This window comes from Streptomyces sp. NPDC028722, assembly GCF_040637655.1.
Lineage (GTDB): Bacteria > Actinomycetota > Actinomycetes > Streptomycetales > Streptomycetaceae > Streptomyces.
Genome location: NZ_JBEZWU010000008.1, coordinates 180,321 through 199,032, shown reverse-complemented (window position 1 = coordinate 199,032; position 18,712 = coordinate 180,321). Strand labels below are relative to the sequence as shown.

General features: G+C 74.5%; 17 protein-coding genes. 9 read left to right on the top strand and 8 right to left on the bottom strand.

Features of this window, described 5'->3' with window-relative positions:
* The first annotated feature begins 55 nt into the window (after window positions 1–55).
* From AB0F03_RS15645 to AB0F03_RS15630, 4 genes are all read left to right on the top strand, one after another.
* Complete coding sequence (locus AB0F03_RS15645; RefSeq protein WP_361991240.1) at window positions 56–424, top strand: DUF4180 domain-containing protein; 369 nt, start codon at window positions 56–58, stop codon at window positions 422–424.
* Between the two features lie 235 nt (window positions 425–659).
* Complete coding sequence (locus AB0F03_RS15640) at window positions 660–1,442, top strand: SDR family NAD(P)-dependent oxidoreductase (RefSeq protein WP_361991238.1); 783 nt, start codon at window positions 660–662, stop codon at window positions 1,440–1,442.
* A 196-nt stretch (window positions 1,443–1,638) separates the two neighbouring features.
* On the top strand, window positions 1,639–2,334 hold the full coding sequence (locus AB0F03_RS15635) for a L,D-transpeptidase (protein ID WP_361991235.1): 696 nt from the start codon (window positions 1,639–1,641) through the stop codon (window positions 2,332–2,334).
* A gap of 196 nt (window positions 2,335–2,530) precedes the next feature.
* Complete coding sequence (locus AB0F03_RS15630; protein WP_356822814.1) at window positions 2,531–2,716, top strand: hypothetical protein; 186 nt, start codon at window positions 2,531–2,533, stop codon at window positions 2,714–2,716.
* A gap of 125 nt (window positions 2,717–2,841) precedes the next feature.
* Here AB0F03_RS15630 and AB0F03_RS15625 read toward each other — a convergent pair whose 3' ends face one another.
* On the bottom strand, window positions 2,842–4,236 hold the full coding sequence (locus tag AB0F03_RS15625) for a S1 family peptidase (protein WP_361991232.1): 1,395 nt from the start codon (window positions 4,234–4,236) through the stop codon (window positions 2,842–2,844).
* Between the two features lie 361 nt (window positions 4,237–4,597).
* Window positions 4,598–5,581, bottom strand: a complete 984-nt coding sequence (locus tag AB0F03_RS15620; protein ID WP_361991527.1) for a hypothetical protein — start codon at window positions 5,579–5,581, stop codon at window positions 4,598–4,600.
* A gap of 85 nt (window positions 5,582–5,666) precedes the next feature.
* Between AB0F03_RS15620 and AB0F03_RS15615 the strand changes: the two genes are divergently transcribed.
* Complete coding sequence (locus AB0F03_RS15615; RefSeq protein ID WP_361991229.1) at window positions 5,667–6,845, top strand: aminotransferase class I/II-fold pyridoxal phosphate-dependent enzyme; 1,179 nt, start codon at window positions 5,667–5,669, stop codon at window positions 6,843–6,845.
* Window positions 6,846–6,916: 71 nt separating this feature from the next.
* A complete protein-coding gene (locus AB0F03_RS15610; protein WP_361991226.1) occupies window positions 6,917–7,303 on the top strand; it encodes a PPOX class F420-dependent oxidoreductase in 387 nt (128 codons plus the stop codon).
* Between the two features lie 21 nt (window positions 7,304–7,324).
* Here AB0F03_RS15610 and AB0F03_RS15605 read toward each other — a convergent pair whose 3' ends face one another.
* The 3 genes from AB0F03_RS15605 to AB0F03_RS15595 form a co-directional block, all read right to left on the bottom strand.
* The gene (locus AB0F03_RS15605) at window positions 7,325–10,090 is read right to left on the bottom strand and encodes a hypothetical protein (protein WP_361991223.1); all 2,766 of its coding nucleotides are present in this window, start codon (window positions 10,088–10,090) and stop codon (window positions 7,325–7,327) included.
* 215 nt (window positions 10,091–10,305) lie between these two features.
* Window positions 10,306–10,722: a zinc ribbon domain-containing protein gene (locus tag AB0F03_RS15600; RefSeq protein WP_361991220.1), complete on the bottom strand. Its 417-nt coding sequence runs from the start codon at window positions 10,720–10,722 to the stop codon at window positions 10,306–10,308.
* Window positions 10,723–10,887: 165 nt separating this feature from the next.
* Complete coding sequence (locus AB0F03_RS15595; protein ID WP_361991218.1) at window positions 10,888–11,634, bottom strand: TetR family transcriptional regulator; 747 nt, start codon at window positions 11,632–11,634, stop codon at window positions 10,888–10,890.
* A 214-nt stretch (window positions 11,635–11,848) separates the two neighbouring features.
* Between AB0F03_RS15595 and AB0F03_RS15590 the strand changes: the two genes are divergently transcribed.
* From AB0F03_RS15590 to AB0F03_RS15580, 3 genes are all read left to right on the top strand, one after another.
* A complete protein-coding gene (locus AB0F03_RS15590; RefSeq protein WP_361991216.1) occupies window positions 11,849–12,697 on the top strand; it encodes a hypothetical protein in 849 nt (282 codons plus the stop codon).
* A 112-nt stretch (window positions 12,698–12,809) separates the two neighbouring features.
* Entirely contained in the window at window positions 12,810–13,610 is an 801-nt protein-coding gene (locus AB0F03_RS15585; protein ID WP_361991213.1) for a peptidoglycan-binding domain-containing protein, read from the top strand.
* Window positions 13,611–13,828: 218 nt separating this feature from the next.
* Window positions 13,829–14,269 (top strand): flavin reductase family protein, encoded by a 441-nt coding sequence (locus tag AB0F03_RS15580; RefSeq protein WP_361991524.1) that lies wholly within the window; start codon window positions 13,829–13,831, stop codon window positions 14,267–14,269.
* Between the two features lie 19 nt (window positions 14,270–14,288).
* Here AB0F03_RS15580 and AB0F03_RS15575 read toward each other — a convergent pair whose 3' ends face one another.
* The 3 genes from AB0F03_RS15575 to AB0F03_RS15565 all read right to left on the bottom strand — a co-directional run bounded on the left by AB0F03_RS15575 (window position 14,289) and on the right by AB0F03_RS15565 (window position 18,679).
* Window positions 14,289–16,700, bottom strand: a complete 2,412-nt coding sequence (locus AB0F03_RS15575; protein ID WP_361991521.1) for a SpoIIE family protein phosphatase — start codon at window positions 16,698–16,700, stop codon at window positions 14,289–14,291.
* 289 nt (window positions 16,701–16,989) lie between these two features.
* Complete coding sequence (locus AB0F03_RS15570; RefSeq protein ID WP_356822797.1) at window positions 16,990–17,370, bottom strand: hypothetical protein; 381 nt, start codon at window positions 17,368–17,370, stop codon at window positions 16,990–16,992.
* Between the two features lie 391 nt (window positions 17,371–17,761).
* Window positions 17,762–18,679 carry a MurR/RpiR family transcriptional regulator gene (locus tag AB0F03_RS15565; RefSeq protein ID WP_361991209.1) on the bottom strand — a complete coding sequence of 306 codons (918 nt, stop codon included), beginning with the start codon at window positions 18,677–18,679 and terminating at the stop codon, window positions 17,762–17,764.
* Window positions 18,680–18,712 lie beyond the last annotated feature (33 nt).

Below are 18,712 nucleotides of genomic sequence, written 5' to 3'. Positions count from 1 at the left end.
GGGTTCCGGGCAATCGCCGGGCGCGGCACACGGGCGCGACCCTAGGATCGCTCCCATGACCGCACAGACGATCGACACCCTCCACGGCGTACGGGTCCTGCGCTGCGCTTCCGACGGCCCGCTCCTCGACGGCGAGAGCGCGGCGCTCGACCTCATCGGTGACGCGTACGGGCACGACGCGCAGCTGGTCGCGCTGCCCGTGGAGCGGCTCGCTGACGACTTCTTCCGACTGCGCTCCGGGGTCGCCGGCGCGGTCGTCCAGAAGTTCGTGTCCTACCGGCTGCGCCTCGCCGTCCTCGGCGACATCTCCGGGCACGTCGCCGGAAGCACGGCCCTGCGCGACTTCGTGTACGAGTGCAACCAGGGCCGGCAGCTGTGGTTCCTCGCGGACGCCGCGGAACTCGACACCCGACTCCGCGGATAGCAGCAGACTCCGAGCGGCCGGCGCGAGCGAGGGCGCGGGTGCTGCGTGCGCTGACGCACACGGTGGCGCCCGCCGCGTCGAGCCGGCGGGGCCCGACGCCTGACGGTGCGTGGCCGAGTTGCCGGACGCGGGGGTGAGCCGGCGGACGTCACCGGGTGCCCGTGAGCGCGGGCGCCGGACGGTCGGGGGCCGCCGTACCGGTGAAAGGCCGCCGCCGCAGCCGTACTGTCGGCCCATGACTGATCCGACCCGCTTCGCAGGACACGGAGTTCTCGTCACGGGCGCCGCCCGCGGCATCGGCGCCGCCGTCGCCCGGCGGCTCGCCGAGGAGGGCGGCCGGGTCCTGGTGACCGACCGGGACCTGCCCGAGGCCGAGCGGACCGCGGCGACACTGCGCGGACAGGGCCTGGCCGCCGAGGCGTTCGCCTGTGACGTGGCCGACCGCGCCGCCGTCGAGGCGGCCGTCGCCCGCGCCGTCACCGTGTTCGGCTCCCTCGACGTCCTGGTCAACAGCGCCGCCCACTGCACCGCGGACGTCCCGCTGTTCGAGGACGACCCCGACGAGGCGTGGACCCGCGACCTCGACGTCACGCTCACCGGCGCCTACCGCTGCTGCCGCGCCGCCCTGCCGCACCTGGCCGCCTCCGGCCGCGGGGCGATCGTGAGCGTCGGCTCCGTCAACGGCCTCCAGGACTTCGGCAACCACGCCTACAGCGCCGCCAAGGCCGGCCTCGGTTCCCTCACCCGGACCCTCGCCGGGCACGCCGCCGCCCGGGGGGTGCGGGTCAATCTCGTGGCTCCGGGCACGGTCCGCACCTCGGCGTGGGAGGGGCGTGACGACGAACTGGACGCCGTGCGCGGCCTGTACCCGCTCGGCCGGGTCGGGGAGCCGCGGGACATCGCCGCCGCGGTCGCCTTCCTGGCCTCCCGCGACGCCGCCTGGATCACCGGCACCACCCTCGTGGTCGACGGCGGCCTCACCACCGTCAACACCGGCTTCCACGCGGCCGTCCACTAGCCCTGACCGGCCCGGGGGCCATCGCCACGCGCCCTTATACCGCCACCCGGTGGCGAAGTTCACCATTTCGTCACAGGTGACCGGAAACACAACCTTCCCCGGCCCGTCCGGGTCTAGTAGTGCGAGACCGTGGGAAGTGCGCTGGGAGACACCCGGTGGAGACCCCGGGCGATCAAGGGGAGAAGGGGAGGCCGTCATGGGGGACACACGCAGACGAGGCGTCGTCGCAGTGGGCGTCACCGGACTGGTGGCGCCGCTCACGCTGGCGCTCACCGCGGCACCGGCCCAGGCCGCGAGTTGCACCTCGCAGGCGGGTCCGTACCAGAAGCAGGTGGAGCGGTTCCTGGGCCGGCCGGTCGACGGCAAGCAGTCCGCCGCCGACTGCAAGGCCGTCCAGGCCTTCCAGAACAAGCACGGCATCACGCCGAACATCGGCTACGCCGGGTCCGTCACCTGGGGTGTGATGGACCTCATGAACAAGCAGAAGGCCGTCGGGAACAAGCCGAACAAGGACGGCAAGTGCCCGGTGAACAAGGGCCGTATCGCCTGCGTGAACCTCACGCTCCAGCTCAGCTGGATCCAGGACGGCGCGAAGCTCGTCCACGGTCCGGTGCCGGTGCGCACCGGCCGCGACGGCTTCGAGACCCGTACCGGCCTGACGAAGATCTACTGGCGCGACATCGACCACGTCTCCAACCTCTACGACGTGCCGATGCCCTACAGCCAGTTCTTCAACGGCGGCCAGGCCTTCCACTCGGTGGGCCTGAGCATGTGGAACCCGCCGGGCTCGCACGGCTGCGTGAACATGACGCCGGCGGAGGCCAAGGCGTACTGGTCGCTGCTGAGGAACGGCGACGACGTCTTCGTCTACGGCCGCAAGCCCGGCACCTGAGCCACGGCCGACCGCGCCTGCGCCGGGCGGCGCCCCCGGATCCCGGCGGGCGCCGCCCGGCGGCGTGAGCCGGGATCCGGCAGCGGAACCGATAGAAAGTACCCCTTCCGGTCGACCTGTTGACGTGATGAGCAACACGGTCCGAAATGTCCGTATTCGAGGTGCTTGCTCACAGCGCCTTCACGTCGTCCGGCATATGCTTCACAGCATGTCCACCACTGTTGCAACCGCCTCCGAGCGATCGGCCGCGGAGGTCAACGAGGAGATCCGGGCCCTGTGGCGCCGGTCGGGCGGGACACTGAGCACCGAGCAGCGCGCGGAGTACCAGCGCCTCGTGTTGGAGTGGGCCGCCGCGGCCCCGCAGTCGCACCGGGCGGCCTGACCGACCCGCGCGCACCGCGCCGTACCGCCCAGGGCACCCGTGAGCGCACGGGTGCCCTTCTCGCAGCACCTCCGGCCCGGCACCGCGCCGGGCGCCTCCCGTACCGGGGCCCGGCCGGCGCCCCGTCAGCCCCACGTCGCCGAGTAGTGCCGCCGGTACGCCTTGCGGTCCTGCTCGGACCGGATGAACCGGGTAGCGACCAGCGCGATCAGACTGCCCGCGATCACCAGCAGCCCCGGCCCGATGTTGCGGGTGTCCGTCAGCCGCGCCAGCAGGGTGCTGCCCTCGGACGTGCCCGTGACCGGCGCCGAGGTGCCCGGCGACGCCGCGTTCGGCGCCATCCCACCCTGCGCCGCGGAGGCCGACGGCGCGGGGGAGGGCGCCGCACTCGCGCCACCGCCCGCACCGCCCGCGTCCTGCGCCGACACGAGCAGCCGCACACCGAGCGCCGTCAGCGCCTTGGTCACCGGCTGGAAGAACGTCGTCCCGCCCGCCGTGCAGTCCCCGTTGCCGCCCGAGGTCACCCCGAGCGCGATGCCTTCCGAGAACAGCGGGCCGCCGCTGTCACCCGGCTCGGCGCACACCGTGGTCTCGACGAGTCCGGTGACCGTGCCCTCCGGATAGTTGACGGTCGCGTTGAGCGCGGTGACCCGGCCGTCGTGCAGACCGCTGGTGCTGCCGCTGCGGAACACCCGCTGCCCCACCGCAGGATCGGCCACCCCGGTGATCCGCACGCCCTTCCCGCCGCCGATCGCGACGACCCCGGCGCCCGCGCCGGCCTTGCCGGAGGCGTACTGCACGAGCGAGAAGTCGCTGCCGGGGAAGACGCTGTTCACGGTGTTGCCCAGCTGCCGGTCACCCTGGTTGTCGGCGAACCAGGTGGATCCCGCGGGCCCGCAGTGACCGGCAGTGAGGATGAAGTCGGACTGCCCGTTGGTGACGTTGTAGCCGGCCGAGCAGCGACCGCCGGTCGACAGGATCGGCAGGGCGCCGTTCAACCGCGTGGTGAACGCGCCCTTCGTGCGCTCCATGTGCACGAAGCTCCCGATCCCCGCGGCCACCCGGGTCAGCCGGGACCAGTCACCGGCGGACACCGTGCGGTCGGCCCGCACCACGACCCGGTTGGTCCGGTAGTCCACCGCCCACGCCGTGCCCGGCACCCGCGGCGCCGAACCCAGCGACGTCGTGGCCGACTTCAGCTCGTTCATGCTGTGCGGCACGACCTTCGCCTCGGCTCCGGCCCGCCGCACCGCCCGCGCTGCCGCGTCGTCGGTCACCGCCACGACCGGACGCCCGTCGGCGCCGACCCAGTTGCCCGCCGTACGGGCGGTGCCGAGCCGTGCCACCAGGGCGGCTCCGGTGTCCCCGGTGCCGCCGGTGGCGTGGAGCACTCCGGCGGAGCCGGGCGGTGTCTCGCTCGCCATGGCCGCCTGGGTGACCATCGCGCCCCCCAGGAGGAGTCCGCCGACCGCCGTCAGCCGTGTCAGTCGCCGGACGACCCGTCGTCGTGCGTGCCGCATGCATGGCTCCCAAGCCGAACCCGAACGCACGCCGCCCGTAACGGCAGCGCGGGACCCCCGGGTCGTCGGGGGCCCGCCCCTCCATACGGCGCCCGGGGCCACGGCGTTCACCGCCCCCGGCGAACTCCCCCCGCCCGATCGGCGCTTGCGCTCGGCCCGCCGGACAGGACGACGCCCTCCGGCTGCCGACGGCCGCCCTCTCCGCGGAGAGGCACACCATGAAGCCCTGTCGGTCGAGCGTGACCTGTCGGCCTGTCGGCCGAGCGCGGCCTGTCGGTCGAAGGCGGCCTGCCGACCGAGCACGCCCTGTCGACCGAGCACGCCCTGCCGACCGAGCATGCCCTGCCGGTCGACAGGCGGCTCAGAAACCCCGGTCGGCGTCCGCCCCCGCCCCCGGGCCGGCCGCCGTCGGAGCCAGCCGGGACCAGCTGTGCGGGTCGCCCCACACCGACTCCGCGCCCACGTAGGGCCGCAAACCCGCGGTGAGGTCCGGATCCCCGCGGCCGGCCAGCTCGTCGGAGGCGATCCTGCGGGCGATCCCGGCCAGGAAGTCGGCGATCTGCACCCGCGCGTCGTCCCGGGAGTCGACCAGCCGCAGCCCGCCGAGCCCGGTCCCGTCCCGCCGGGCGGCCTGCACGAGCCGGGCGATCCGCCCCGGCGTCAGCGCGTTCTGCTGGTCGTGCACCAGCATGACCGGCCGCCCGCCGGCACTCCAGTGGGCCGCCGTCAGCCGGATCGCCGGGAACAGCGGATTGAGCACCGGGAACAGCGCCGGGACCGTCCGCACGCGGGCCAGATAGTCGTCCGCGCGTGCCCGGCCCGCCCCGAGCCGCCGCAGGGTCCGCGCCGCCTCCGTCTCCGGGCGGGCCCGGACCAGGGCGTCCACGGTCCGGAAGAACGGCTCCCCGGCGTCGGCAGGGTCCCCGCCGGGACGGACCCGCAGCAGCCGGTTGGCGGCCACCAGGAACGCGTGCCACCCGTCCGGCCCGAACGTGTCCGGCCCCAGCCGGAACAGCGGGACGGCGTCCGCCGCGTCGTCCAGCAGCAGGCCCACGGTCCGGTCGACCACGAAGAACGCCTTGTGCGTCAGATGGACGTGGGCCCGCCCGTGGATCGGCCCGCCGGGCGCGAGCAGCCATTCCAGCACCGCACGGTGCTTCTCCCGCAGCAGGTGGTTCGCCTTGTACTCCTCGGCGGGCGAGCGGACGCGGTGCCGGATCTCCCGCACGCACTCCGCGGCCACGTCCCACGGCAGCGCCACACTGGCGTGCGCGAACACATCGGTGTTCCCGCCGACCAGGTTCTCCCCGTCCGACCCCGACTCGTCACAGGCGACCTCGGGCAGGCGGCCCTCCGCCGCCGTCCCGCGCCACCCGCCCGTCCCGGCGCTCCCGTTCCCGCTCACGCCCCGACCCCCTATCTTGAGCCTCATGACCAGCATCCCGCACAGCACCCCCGGCGAGCCGGATCCGCTGCGCACGCTCGGCCTGGAGCGGCTGCGACGCCGTACGAGCATGAAGTGGCGCACCTACCCCGATGACGTGCTGCCGCTGTGGGTGGCCGAGATGGACGTGCCGCTCGCCGAGCCCGTCGTCCGCGCCGTCACCGACGCGCTCGCCCTCGGCGACACCGGGTATCCGGCCGGCACCGCCTACGCCGAGGCCCTCGCCGCCTTCGCCGCCGAGCGGTGGAACTGGGACGGTCTCGCCGTCGAGCGCACCGCCATCGTGCCGGACGTGATGCTGGGCGTGGTCGAGATGCTCAAGCTGGTCACCGGGCCCGGCGATCCGGTAGTCGTCAACCCGCCGGTGTATCCGCCGTTCTTCCAGTTCGCCGAGCACCTGGACCGCCGGGTGGTGCAGGCCCCGCTCGACGCGGGTCTGCGCATCGACCTGCCCGGCCTGGAAGGGGTGTTCCAGGAGGTGGCCACCGGGCCCGGCCGTGCCGCGTACCTGCTGTGCAGCCCGCACAATCCCACCGGTACGGTGCACACCGCGGCCGAGCTGACGGCTGTCGCCTCCCTCGCCGAGCGGTACGGCGTCCGGGTCGTCGCGGACGAGATCCACGCCCCGCTCGTCGCCCCCGGCGTCACCTTCGTGCCGTACCTCGCCGTGCCCGGCGCCGACCGCGGCCTGTCCCTGATGTCGGCGTCCAAGGGGTGGAACCTGGCCGGTCTCAAGGCCGCGCTCGCCGTCGCCGGACCCGAGGCCGCCGCCGACCTCGCGTGCCTGCCCGAGGAGGTGGGGCACGGTCCCAGCCACCTCGGTGTCATCGCGCACACCGCCGCCCTGCGCGACGGAACCGCCTGGCTGGACGCCCTGCTGGCCGGCCTCCAGGACAACCGGCGGCTGCTCACCGGCCTGCTCGCCGCGCACCTGCCCGCGATCCGCGTGTACCCCGCCGAGGCGACCTATCTGGTCTGGCTGGACTGCCGGGCCCTGGGCCTCGGCGACGATCCCGCCCAGGTCTTCCTCGACCGCGGCCGGGTCGCCCTCAGCCCCGGCCCTCCCTTCGGCACCGGCGGCGCCGGGCACGCACGGCTGAACCTGGCGACCTCGCCCGGGATCCTCACCGAGGCGGTACGGCGGATGGCGGCGTCCCTGCGCTGACCGGGCACGCCCCGCCGGCCCACCGTACCGCGGCCTCCCCGGGCGGCGGACGGACTCCTAGACTGCCGGGCATGGACGACACGCGGCTCGACCGGCTCGGCTCCGGCAAGTACCTGCTGGTGACCAGCTACCGCAAGAACGGCACCCCGGTCGCCACCCCGGTGTGGGTGGTGCGGGACGGCGACACGCTCGGCGTGTGGACGGCCGCGGACAGCTGGAAGGTCAAGCGGATCCGGCGCCGCCCCGATGTCCTCGTCGGCCCCTGCGACGTACGCGGCAACCCCACCGGCGACCAGCTGCCGGCCACCGCCGAGATCACCGGCCCGGAGACCACCGACCGCTACCGCGCCCTCATCGCCCGCAAGTACGGCATCCTCGGCCGGCTCACCCTGCTGGGCAGCCGGCTGCGGCGCGGCCGGGACGGCACGGTCGGCATCCGGGTGACCCCCGCCCGTTGAGGGCCACCCGGGACGGGCGTCCTACGACGCGTCCAGCACCGACCCCGACAGCTCCAGACCGCCGGGCATCGGCTTCCCGGTCTCCGGGTCGAGCTGCCCGAAGCGCACCGACTCGGCGGGCTCACGGACCCGGTCCTTCACCGTCGGTACGGTGATGTCGGCGCCGGTGTGCCCGGGAGCGATGTCCGCCCACAGGTACAGGCCGTCCACCTTGGACAGCGGACGCGCGGGATCGGGCGACGCGCCGGCCGTGTCCCGCAGCCAGCGCGCCGGGACGTCCTTGGTGGACAGCTCGGGCGCGGTCGCCGGTACGACGCCGAAGTACACGCTCATGTCCACGTCGACCGCCTCGGACAGGGACACCCGCCACTTCAGCGGCTGTCCCTCGGTCACCTTGCCGGCGACGGGCGTGACGGTCATCGTGGGCGCCGGGTCGTCGTCGTGGACGGTGATCCCGCCCCGGTAGGAGCCGACGACCGCCCCCCGCACCGCTTTGACCAGCACGTCGTACGACACGTCGGTGCCGTACCGCGTGTTGCCCTTCACCCGGACCGGTACGTCGACGCCCTGACCGCCCGGGCGGACCGTCACCAGGCGGTCCTCGGCCCTGCCGGTGGCGGGGTCGACGACGTACACCCGGACCTGACCGCTGCCCCCCGTGCCCGTGACCTGGACCGGCACCCGGTAGGTGCGCACACCCGTGTCACCCTCGTCCACGGTGGTCCGGCCGACGTCCACGCGCGGCAGCGCGTCGGCGCGCACCGCGGGCGTTCCGGGCCGCCAGCCCCACGCGTCCATCAGCCAGGCCCGTCCGGACGCCGAACGCGGCGTCAGTTCCATGGACTTGACCGAACCCAGAGCGAGTCCGGCGCGGGTGGCCGCCGTCAGCGGCACCCGGATCTCCCGCGCCCAGTAGGACGCGGTCCGTTCGCTGCCGGGCAGCCCGTCCACCTGCACCCGGCCGAGGTTCGCCTTCCGGCCGGCGGCGTCGGTGAGGGACACGTCCAGCCGCGTCCCCCGGGAGTTCGGCGGCACGAACAGCCGCAGTGCGAGCGCCTTCGCCCCGGACAGGGACACCGGCTTCGCCGCGCTCACCCGGACCGGGGCACCGGCGCGCGTCCAGTGCAGCGCGACCGCGTGCCGGCCGGCCTCCCGGTCGATCGCCCACTGCGCGAAGTGCGGTGACTGCCCGCGCGCGCCCTGGTTCAGGCAGGCCTTGGCCGCGGTGGGCGACACCGCGTCGCACAGCCGGCCACCGGTCACCGACACGCCTGAGTCCGGCAGGAGACCGCCGCTCCGGCGGGCCCCCACCGCGTGGCTGAGCACCCGCGCCGGGTCCGCCGACGGCGCCCGCTTCCCCGAACCGTCCAGCAGCGGACGCACCCGGTCGTCCCCGGCGAGGAACAGCCGCGCGGCGGCGGCGATGTACGTCGAACCGGCCCGGTGCTGCTGGTCGGCGGTCAGCCGGGTCGCGGCCCCCTTGCCGCACACCGGGTCAGGTTGCCCGGGGTCGTCGGAGAAGTCGTCCTCGGCGGGCGCCGCGGCCTGACCGGGGGTCCACTCGGAGTTGAAGAAGTTGTGGTTGGCGCCGATCACGTACACGGCGCTGTGCAGCGCGGTGCCGTTGCCGACCGCGCGCGTGCCGTCGACGTACACCTCGCCCTGGAGGTCGGAGACGTCACCGTCGCAGCCCGGCAGGATCGTCACCGACGGCACGTCGGGCACCGGGTTCTGCCCGAAGACGGTCGGGCCGATGAGGACGGTGCCGCGGATTTTCCAGCGCACCGGCCCGTGGTAGCCGTCCTGGTCCGCGGGTGGTGGCGTGAGGCTGTCCAGGGCGGCCCGGTCGACGCCCTCGCCGCCCCGCGAGTGGCCGACCAGCAGCACCCGGGACAGGTCGGCGCGGGGCGCCTCGCGCACCACGGCCGGTGCCGTCGCGGGGTGTTCGGTCCAGTCGGCCCAGCGGGCCAGGTGCAGCCGCACGAGCGAGGAGCGGGCCTGCGCGCCACCGTCCTCGGCGGCGAAGTCCTGCCCGTTGATGCCGTTGGCGGCGATCGACACGGTCATGTAGCCCTGGGACGCCAGGAGCCTCTGGTCCCGCAGATAACCGCGGTGACTGGGCACCGGCTCGGTGCCGGCCGGGCATGGCCAGTCACCGGTGGTGTCGTCGCGGCCCTTGTAGCAGACGGAGTGGCGGCCGTGCAGGAACAGCGCGAGCGGGCGCTTCCCCGCGGCGCCGACCGGCGCGACGACCACCGCGCGCATCTCCACCGGCTTCGAGAAGCCCGGCAGGCGGACCGACTTCAGTGTGTACTCGCCCGTCCTGGTGCGGAACGAGCCGGGCTTGCCCGGGTCCACGCCGTTCGCGGGGAGCGGGGCCGGCAGCCGCGCCGCCGACGCGGTGCCGGTGCTGTCCCGCGCGTCCAGCCGCCGTCCGCCGGACCAGACTTCCAGCCCGCCGAGCCCCGGTGTCCGCCGCCCGTCGAGCGGCAGCCGGAAGGTGCGCCCGTCCGTGCCTGGCCGCGGCACGCCCAACAGGTGCCCGCCGGAGCGGAATTCGACCCGCGCGTCGCCCATCGGCACCGGCCGGTCCGACCGCCACACCAGCTGCGGTGCCTGACTCCGGCCGGCGAGCCGCCATCCCGGCGGCAGCGGCCCGTCGTCCGTGACCGTCAAGCCCCTGTCAACCAGCCCTCGTTGGGGCTGGGCTGTCGCCACCCCCGGGGTCGCTCCCGCCACCGCGAGTAACGCGGCGGCGGCCACCCCTATGTGCCGGGCACGGACCACTGTTCCTCCTCGAACCCCGACCTCGGGCGCCCCGGGCCTGCCGGGACGCCCCTCGCCCCCGGAGGATGAACAGCGGAGGCTGCGGGTTGCCTGTGCGCGGGAGGTGATGGATCACAGCGGGGACGCCGGGGCACGCGGACGGGTGCGGCGGGGAGTGCGGAGGCAGGGGTGCCGCGGTGCGCGGCCGTCAGGTCAGGTCCCAGGGAACGGTGCTGTCAGGTCCAGGCCCGGTAGGGCTCGTCCAGCAACTGGAAGACCGGTTCACCGCGCACCGGGTCCTTCGCCGTGGACAGCCGGACCCGGTCGCCGCTGTGGATCCCGACCGGCGGGCCCATGACCCGGCCCCGGACGACGAACCCCTCGGCCATCTCTATCAGCGACACGTTGCGCGCCGCGGGCGTGTTGCGGTGCACCACGGTGGAGTGGCGGACCGTGCCGACGCCCTCGCTGCGTTCCGTGCGCAGTTCGCTGCCCTGGCACACCGGACACAGCAGCCGGTGGTACGTCGCCGTGCCGCACCAGGTGCAGCGCTGGAAGAGGATGGCGTCCTGGGAGTCCACGGAGACGGGGTCCAGGACACCCGTCGCGGACCCGGCCGCCGGATGCGCGGTGCTTGCTGAGTGGTGGTACACGCTGGTCAACTCCTCGCGCTCGGCCGGAATCCCGTGTGCCCGGCGCGGACCGGCACGCGGAGGCGCGGTTGCCGTGCCACCGCGCACGCCGACAGAGTATGGCACTGAGTGTCACTCGTAAAGGCACTCCGTACCCAGATTTGTGGGCGGTGGACGCGCCGGGGGTCAGCCGCGGCCGAGCGCCGTCTCCAGTTCCTGCACCACCCGCCACAGCGGGGCGTCCCGGCGGGAGACCAGCACCACCACCTCGTCGGACTGCGCCTCCCGTTCCCCGGACCCCGCCGGGCCGGACCGCGCGGACGCCGCCGGGGTGTCCGCCGGCCCGCCGTAGGTCCTGTGCACATAGCCCAGCGCGTGGTCGACCGCCGCGCCCGGATCGCCCGTGCCGTCCGACCGCAGCCAGGAGCGCAGGGCGTTGTTGTGCGCGGCGACCACCGCCGCCGCGATCACGTCGGCCCGCAGGGTGCCGTCGGGCCGTCCGGCGAACCGGCCCCGCAGGTATGCGGCGAGCGCGCGCTCGTAGCGCCACACCACCGACAGTTCGTAGGCGCGCAGGCCCGGCACCTGCCGGGTGAGGCGGTAGCGCTGCACGGAGAAGGTGGGGTTCTCGGCGTACATCCGCAGCACCAGCCGGGCCGCGTCGCACACCCGCCGCACGGGTTCGTGCTCCGGGCCGCCCGCGCCGAGGAAGGCGGTCATGTCGGCCAGGCAGCGCTCGTGGTCGGGGAAGACCACGTCCTCCTTGGAGGGGAAGTAGCGGAAGAACGAGCGCCGGCCGACACCGGCCAGGGCCACGATGTCGTCCACGGTGGTCTGCTCGTACCCGCGTTCCAGGAAGAGCCGGAAGGCCGCCGCCACCAGGGCGTCCCGCATCGGCGGCTTCGCGGCCGGCGCCGCGCTGCTGGAGCTCATGAACGGGAACGTAGCACCCGGGACGCTTCTATGACACTCAGTGCAACGACAGTGGCCTTTCGGGGGAACTGAGTGCTTCTTTGGCGGGCGGCCGGGACGTGAGGGACGGCTCCCGGGCGGCTGCCCGGGGGCGGCCTCCAACGCCCGTACCCTGCGGCGTAACCTTTCTGCACCCCGCTGGCACCGGCCGCGCACCGCCCCGAGGAGACCTCCCATGCCCGCCGCTCGCCCCCGCCTGCTCTACGTCACCGACCTGGCGTACCGGGCCCGCGGGCGCCGCTACTGCGACGAGGACATCCACCTCACCTCCCGGCTGCGCGCCCACTTCGACCTGGCCCTGTGTCACCCGCTGGACGCGGCGGCCCTGATGGCCGGTCACGACGCCGTCGTCGTCCGCAACAGCGGCCCCGTGCTCGGCTACCCGCGGGAGTACGACGCCTTCCGGGCGCGGGCGCTGGCCACCGGCGCCCGGGTGTACAACCCGCTCACCGGCAAGGCGGACATGGCCGGCAAGCAGTACCTGCTCGATCTCACCGCCGCCGGCTTCCCCGTCATCCCGACCGTCGGCAGCGTCGAGGACCTGCACCTGCTGCCGCCCGTCGCGCGGTACGTGGTCAAGCCCAGGCTCGGCGCGGACTCCCTCGGGCTGCGGACCGTGCCCGCAAGCCGGATCGCCTCCTTCGCCGCCGCCGACGTACTGATCCAGCCGCGCGTCGACTTCGTCCACGAGGTGTCGTTCTACTTCGTCGACGACGACTTCCAGTACGCCCTGTACGCCCCCGACCCACGGCGCCGCTGGGAGCTGCGGCCCTACGCGGCCACCGCCGCCGACCTGGAGTTCGCCCGGCGCTTCATCGACTGGAACGACCTCGGGCAGGGCATCCAGCGCGTCGACGCCTGCCGCACGGCCGACGGCGGCCTGCTGCTCGTCGAACTGGAGGACCTCAACCCCTACCTGTCCCTGGACGCGCTGCCGGAGGAGGCCCAGGACGCCTTCGTCACGGCGTTCACGGCGTCCCTGAACCGGTTCGTGCAGGGAGCGCCCAGCCCCGTCCCGGCGTGACCCGGACGCTCGGCGGGGGAGGGGCCGGGCCTTGAACGGGTCCGTCGCGGGCGCCGTATCCCAGGGCGGGAACCGCGCGAGCCCCGTACCCGGGGGACGGAAGGAGAGCCAGGTGCCGACACCGACCGATCCCGAACGGCCCCCGCCCTCACCGGCGTTGGAGCCCATCCGGGTGATACGGACCCGCCGCTTCGACGCCCTCGCCGAGCTGATGCGGGAGATCCGCCCGGACCCGGTGACGTACGAGCCCTCCGGCACGGCACCCGCCCCCCACCCGCTTCCCGCCGCGGAGGACACCACGGAACTTCCGCCGGTGCCCGCCGCCCGGCCCGCGCAAGCCCCCGCCCGGAACGCCTCCGGCCCCGGCCCGGGCCGTCTCCCGCGGACCTCCGCCCGCGGCGTGTCCGGCGTCGGCCCGGTCCGGCCCCCGAAGGCCCCCGCCCGGGGTGCGTCCGGCCCGGGACCGGGACCGCGCCGGGCCGCCGTCGCCGTGGCCGTCGCGGCGGCCGCCCTCGCCGGTTTCGGCTGCGCCCTGCTCCTCCCCGGCCGCCAGCAGGCCGCCGCGGCCCCGCCGGTCCCGCCGCCGAGCACGGCCTCCGCGCCCACCACGGCCGCCCCACCCGCCACCGCGTCCGCCCCGCCGTCCGCCGCCACCGCGCCCGATCCCGACGGCCCCGGCACCCTCCGCCAGGGCGACACGGGACCTCCGGTCACCGAACTACAGCGGCGCCTGCTCCGCATCCCGGACGTCTACCGCGACGGCACCACCGACGGCACCTACGACCCCGCACTCACCGAGGCCGTGGCCCGCTTCCAGCTCTGGTACGGCATCAGCGGCGACGAGAAGGGCGTCTACGGCGACGACACCCGCCGCGCGCTGGAGTCACGCACCGGCACCGGCGACGATTCATGAGCGGCACACCGGGAACAAGCAGCGACGCCGGGAGCCGGCAGCGGATCGGCAGGGCGGACGGAGGTGCCGGGGTGGACCGGACGGATCGGCGGGACGAGGGTGCCGGCGTGGACGACAACGGGCAGACGGACCGGAACGGCCCGGGGGACAAGGCCGGTCAGGGAGACAAGGCCGGTCAGGGGGACGTGGCGGGCTTCTTCGCGCGGCTGGACCCTGACATGTGCGTGGTGACGGCGGTCGCGGACGGCGAGCGGGCCGGCTGCCTCGTGGGCTTCGCCTCGCAGTGCTCCCTCCAGCCGCCCCGGCTCGCCGTGTGGCTGTCCAAGGCCAACCGCACCTACCGGGTGGCCCGGGCCGCGCAGTACCTCACCGTCCATCTGCTCACCGGCGACCAGCGGGACCTGGCGGAGCTGTTCGGCGGGGAGACGGGCGACGAGACCGACAAGTTCGCGCGGCTCGCCTGGCGGGAGGGCCCCGGCGGCACCGCCGTCCTGGACGACGCGGCGGCCTGGCTCGTCGGCGGCGTGCTCCACCGCACCGACGGCGGCGACCACGTCGGCTTCGTGCTCGACCCGGTCCGGTCGGGTACGGGCCGGGAAGGACCGCTGCTGCGGCTCTCCCAGGCCGTCACCATCGAGGCCGGCCATCCCGCGGACTGACGCACGGGGAGCGGGGACCTCACCCTCGGCCGCCCGCGGCCCCCGTCGCGTCCTGCTCGTCCTCCGCCGGCATCCGGATGTCGAGCACGCACACGTCGTCCCGCCGCTCGTCCGCCAGCATCGTGGCGAGCAGCGCCTCCAGGGAGGCGGACTCGCCGCGGCCGTGGGCGCGCACCGCCTCGGCCAGCCGGTCGAAGCCCGCGTCGAGCCCCTCGCCGGGACGCTCCACCAGACCGTCGGTGTAGAGCAGGAGCCGGTCACCGGGTTCCAGACGCAGCTCCGCCGACTCGTAGACGGGGGAGCCGGTCGCGCCGAGCAGCATGCCGGCGGGCCGGTCGAGGTAGCGCACCTCGCCCCGGCGCACCAGCAGCGGCGGCGGGTGCCCGGCCTGGGCCCAGGCCAGGACGTGCTCCCCGGCGTCGTAGCGGGCCAGGACCATGGTGGCGGTGGTCTGGCTGTCGCGGGAGTGCAGCAACAGCCGGTTGAGCCGCGCCAGGGCCCCGGTCAGCGACGAACCGGTGCTGACCATGCCCTTCGCGGTGAACCGGAGCTGAGCCATGGTGGCCACGGCGTCGATGCCGTGGCCCGCCACGTCACCGACCACGAACAGCGCGTCGTAGTCCGGCAGTTCGATGGCGCTGAACCAGTCGCCGCCCACGTGGATCCCGGCCTGCGCGGGCAGGTAGGCGACCTCGACGCGCAGCCCGGTCAGCTGCACCGGCTTGCTGGGCAGCGGCAGCAGGGCGTGCTGGAGCCGCGTCGCCAGGGCCCGTTCGGCCTGAAGGATGCCGCGCTGGAGCAGCATCGCGCGCTCGCTCTCCACCAGCGCCAGCTCCGCGCTGCGCTGCGCGGTGAGGTCCTGGACGAAGCCGTGCACCTCGACCGGGGTGCCGTCGGGCGCCGTGACGGCCTCCGCGACCATCCGCAGATGCCTGACGCCCGCGGCCGTCTCGACGCGGAACGGCACGTCGAACGGGTGCGCGTGGCGGACGAGTCCGGCGATCGCGTGGGCCAGTGCGCCCGCGTCCTCCGGTACGGCCAGGCCGGGCAGTTTCTCCAGCCTGACCGGCGGCCGCCCGGGGGTCCGGCCCAGCACGGTGTACGTCTGCGCGGCCCAGGAGATCTCCTGGGTGATCAGGTTCCAGTTGGCCCAGCCGAGATTGCCGAGCCGCTGCACGTCGGCCAGGCGCTGCTCCTGCCGGTCCGTCCCGTCGTGCCGCAGCCAGGTCACCACCAGGCCGTCGCCCAGCGGGGCCGCCCGTACCGAGTAGGTGGTGGTGACCGGAACGCCGTCGATGACGTCCTGGTAGGCGAAGGGCTCGCCCTCGAACGGCACCCCGGTCGCGAGCGCCTGGAGATAGCCCTGCCACAGCGGTTCCCCGGCGACCGACGGATAGCTCTCCAGGATGTGGCTGCCGACCATGTCCCGGCCGGTCCGGCCGAACACGTCGACCGCCCCGGGGGTGGCGGCGTCGATGCGGTAGTCCTCCACCCGGCCGGAGGTGTCCCGCAGCGGGGTCAGCAGGGTGATCGCGCCGGGCAGCGCGTCGAACACCGCCTGCACGCTCTGGGCGACGCTCTCGGCCGCACGCTCCCGCGGCCCGTCGAAGGCCCGCAGGCGGCCCGCGCTCAGCCGGGCCATGGCCCGCAGCAGCTCCCGCTGGCGCGTCGTGAACGGCCCGCGACGCCGGCGCAGCACGCCGAGGGCGACGGAGGCCGCGTCCCCGGCCGGCACGGGCAGCCACGCGCGGGAGGGCCAGCGCTCCGGGGGCTCGCCGATGAGCTGGTACCGCTCGCTGTCCGCGGCGGGATCCTCCAGCCAGCACGGCTCCCCGGACCGCAGGACGTCCAGCGCGGCGACCCCGGTCATCGGCGGCACGTGACGCCACTGGGCGGCGAGGGTGGTGTCGACGCCGGCGTGCCCGATCAGTCCGAGCCCGCCCTCGGGCAGCCGCTCGTAGAGCATCACGGCGTCGGCGCCCAGTTCGGGAGTGAGGTGGTCCAGGAGGCATTCGGCCAGTTCGTGCGGCGAGCCGACCCGGACCAGGTCCCGGCCGGCGTGCCCGAGCACCTCCGCCAGGTCCACGGTGGCGGCGGGCGGGGTCGCCCGGGATCCGGTGCCGGCGGGCGGGGCGGGTTCCGTGACGTCGGGCGGGGCCGGTGCCGTGGCGGCGGGCCGGTCCGGGCGTGACAGGCTGCCCAGGGTGAGCCAGCACTGTTCGAGGAGGGTGCGGTTGCCGTCCTTGGCCCGCCGCGTCAGCTCCTTCTGCGCGGCGTCCGGCATGCACCCGGTGAGGGCCATCAGCACGCCCTTGGCCCGCTCCAGCACGGCGGTGGTCGCCGCCCGGTCCCGCAGCCGTTCCATCTCGGCACGCTGCCGGGCCACGACCTTGGCCAGCGCCGCGACATCGGCGCTGGTGCCGGGGTCCACCGGGGGCACGGGCTCGCTCGTCACGCGACGAGCATTGCACACCTGAGGTCGTTCGATCACTCGTCTGCCAGGTCCAGGTTTATATGACCGTCTGACAAGATTTCTGACCGCGGGAGCGGGTCGCGCCAAAGAGGGCGAACGGGGCCGGAGGAGGCGCGGACGGGAGTGCGGAACGGCCGGACACACGCCGCGGCGCAGGCAGGGCGCGACGGCCCGGGCGGCGGCGCCGACGGGGTGCGAGGGCGGGGGGCCCGGGACGGACGGGTCGGCTCGGAGCGGGGCTGCGGGGTCAGCGGCTCGTGCCGCGGCCGGCCAGCGCCTCGCTCACCACGCGGACGCTGCGGGCGATGTGCTGGAGCTGGAGGACCTCGGCCGCGTACATCTTGATCGTGTGCTCGATCACCGATTCCGGCAGCCCGAGCACCGGCAGTTCGGCCCGCGCGGTCTGGAGGGCCGTCCGTGCCACCCGGATCTCCTGCTGTACCTGGATCTGCGCGTGCCGGGCGAGCAGGACGGGGTGCCGGATGAGCGCCGGATAGCTGGAGTAGCGCGCCGGGATCAGTTCGCGCAGCCACTTGGCCGCCGAGCGTTCCCAGTCGTACGAGCCCGGCGTCTTGACCTGACAGGGCCAGTCGGGACTGATGCGCGTGCTGGTCAGGGGCATGATCATCGCTTCCGGTGTGCGGCGTCGGGAGGTGGTCGACGGGTTCGGGGCGGCCCCGGCCCAGGGGATGGCCGGGGCCGCCCCGGGCGCCTCGCGCAGGCGACGCGCCCCGGAACACCCCGGGCGCCGACGTGGGTAGGACGGCGGGCCGCGGGGTGACCGTGCGGGGGTCCCGGGTGCCGGTGCCGGCCGTGCCCGGAGCCGACCGGGTGCGGTCCGTGAGCAGTATTTATATATGCCGTCCAGTTTGCAAGACGTATGAAAAAATTCATGCGCAGTCTGTGGTGAATCGTCCCCGTTCAGGGGGTGGGAGACCGCAAGATCTTCACGTATGTGCGGCCCGCGCGGAAGGATCGGCCGCCGTGACCGCCCATGCGGCCGGTGCGGCAGGCCCGCTTCAGTCCCGGAGGAAGAACTGGTGGTGGTCCGACAGCTGCTCGTACTTCTCCAGCCGGGCCTGGGTGCGCTCCGGATCGGCGTCGGTCATGGCCTGGAGCAGCGCGGCGGCCAGCACCCCGGGCGCCGAATAGGAGTCGAACACCAGCCGCGAACCGGTGCCGGTGGCGAAGGCGACGTCCGCCTCGTCGGCCAGCGGTCCGAGCGCCAGGTCGGTCACCAGGGCGACCCGCAGGCCGGCACCGCGCGCCACCCTCAGGGCGTTGAGCGTCTCCTGCGAGTGACGGGGCATCGCGAAGGCCAGCACCCAGCTGCCGCCGGCCTCACGGGCCTGGAGCAGCGCGTCGTAGGCCACGCTGCCGCCCCGCGTCACCAGCCGTACGTCGGGATGGATACGGCGGGCGGCATAACCGAAGTACTCGGCGAGCGACACCGAGATACGCAGACCCAGCACGGTCAGCGGGGTGGACCGGGACAGCTCGCGGCCGACGTGGATCACCCGGTCGGGGTCGGCGAAGTCGCGCCGCAGGTTCTCCAGGTTCTGGATCTCCGCGTCGACGGCCGCCTGGAGCTCGTTGGCCCGGTCCTCCTCGCCGGGCCCGCCGGCCAGGCCGCTCAGCGCGATCGACTGGAGCCTCTCCCGCAGCGCGGGATAGCCGCTGAAGCCGACGGCGGCGGCGAAGCGGGTGACGGAGGGCTGGCTGACTCCCACCCGGTCCGCCAGCTCGGTGATCGGCAGGAACGCGGCCTCGGTGATGTGCTCGATCAGGTACTGGGCGATGCGCCGCTGCCCCGGCGACAGACGGGGGCCGTCGAACAGTTCCCGGAGCCGGGACGTCGGGGAGGCCTCGGCCTCGGGCACGGTCTTGCCCGACGTGATAGCTGATGCCTGTGCGCGTGCCTGCTGCGGCGAGGGCACCGGTCGGCCTCCTTTGTCTCCCACGAGCACTCA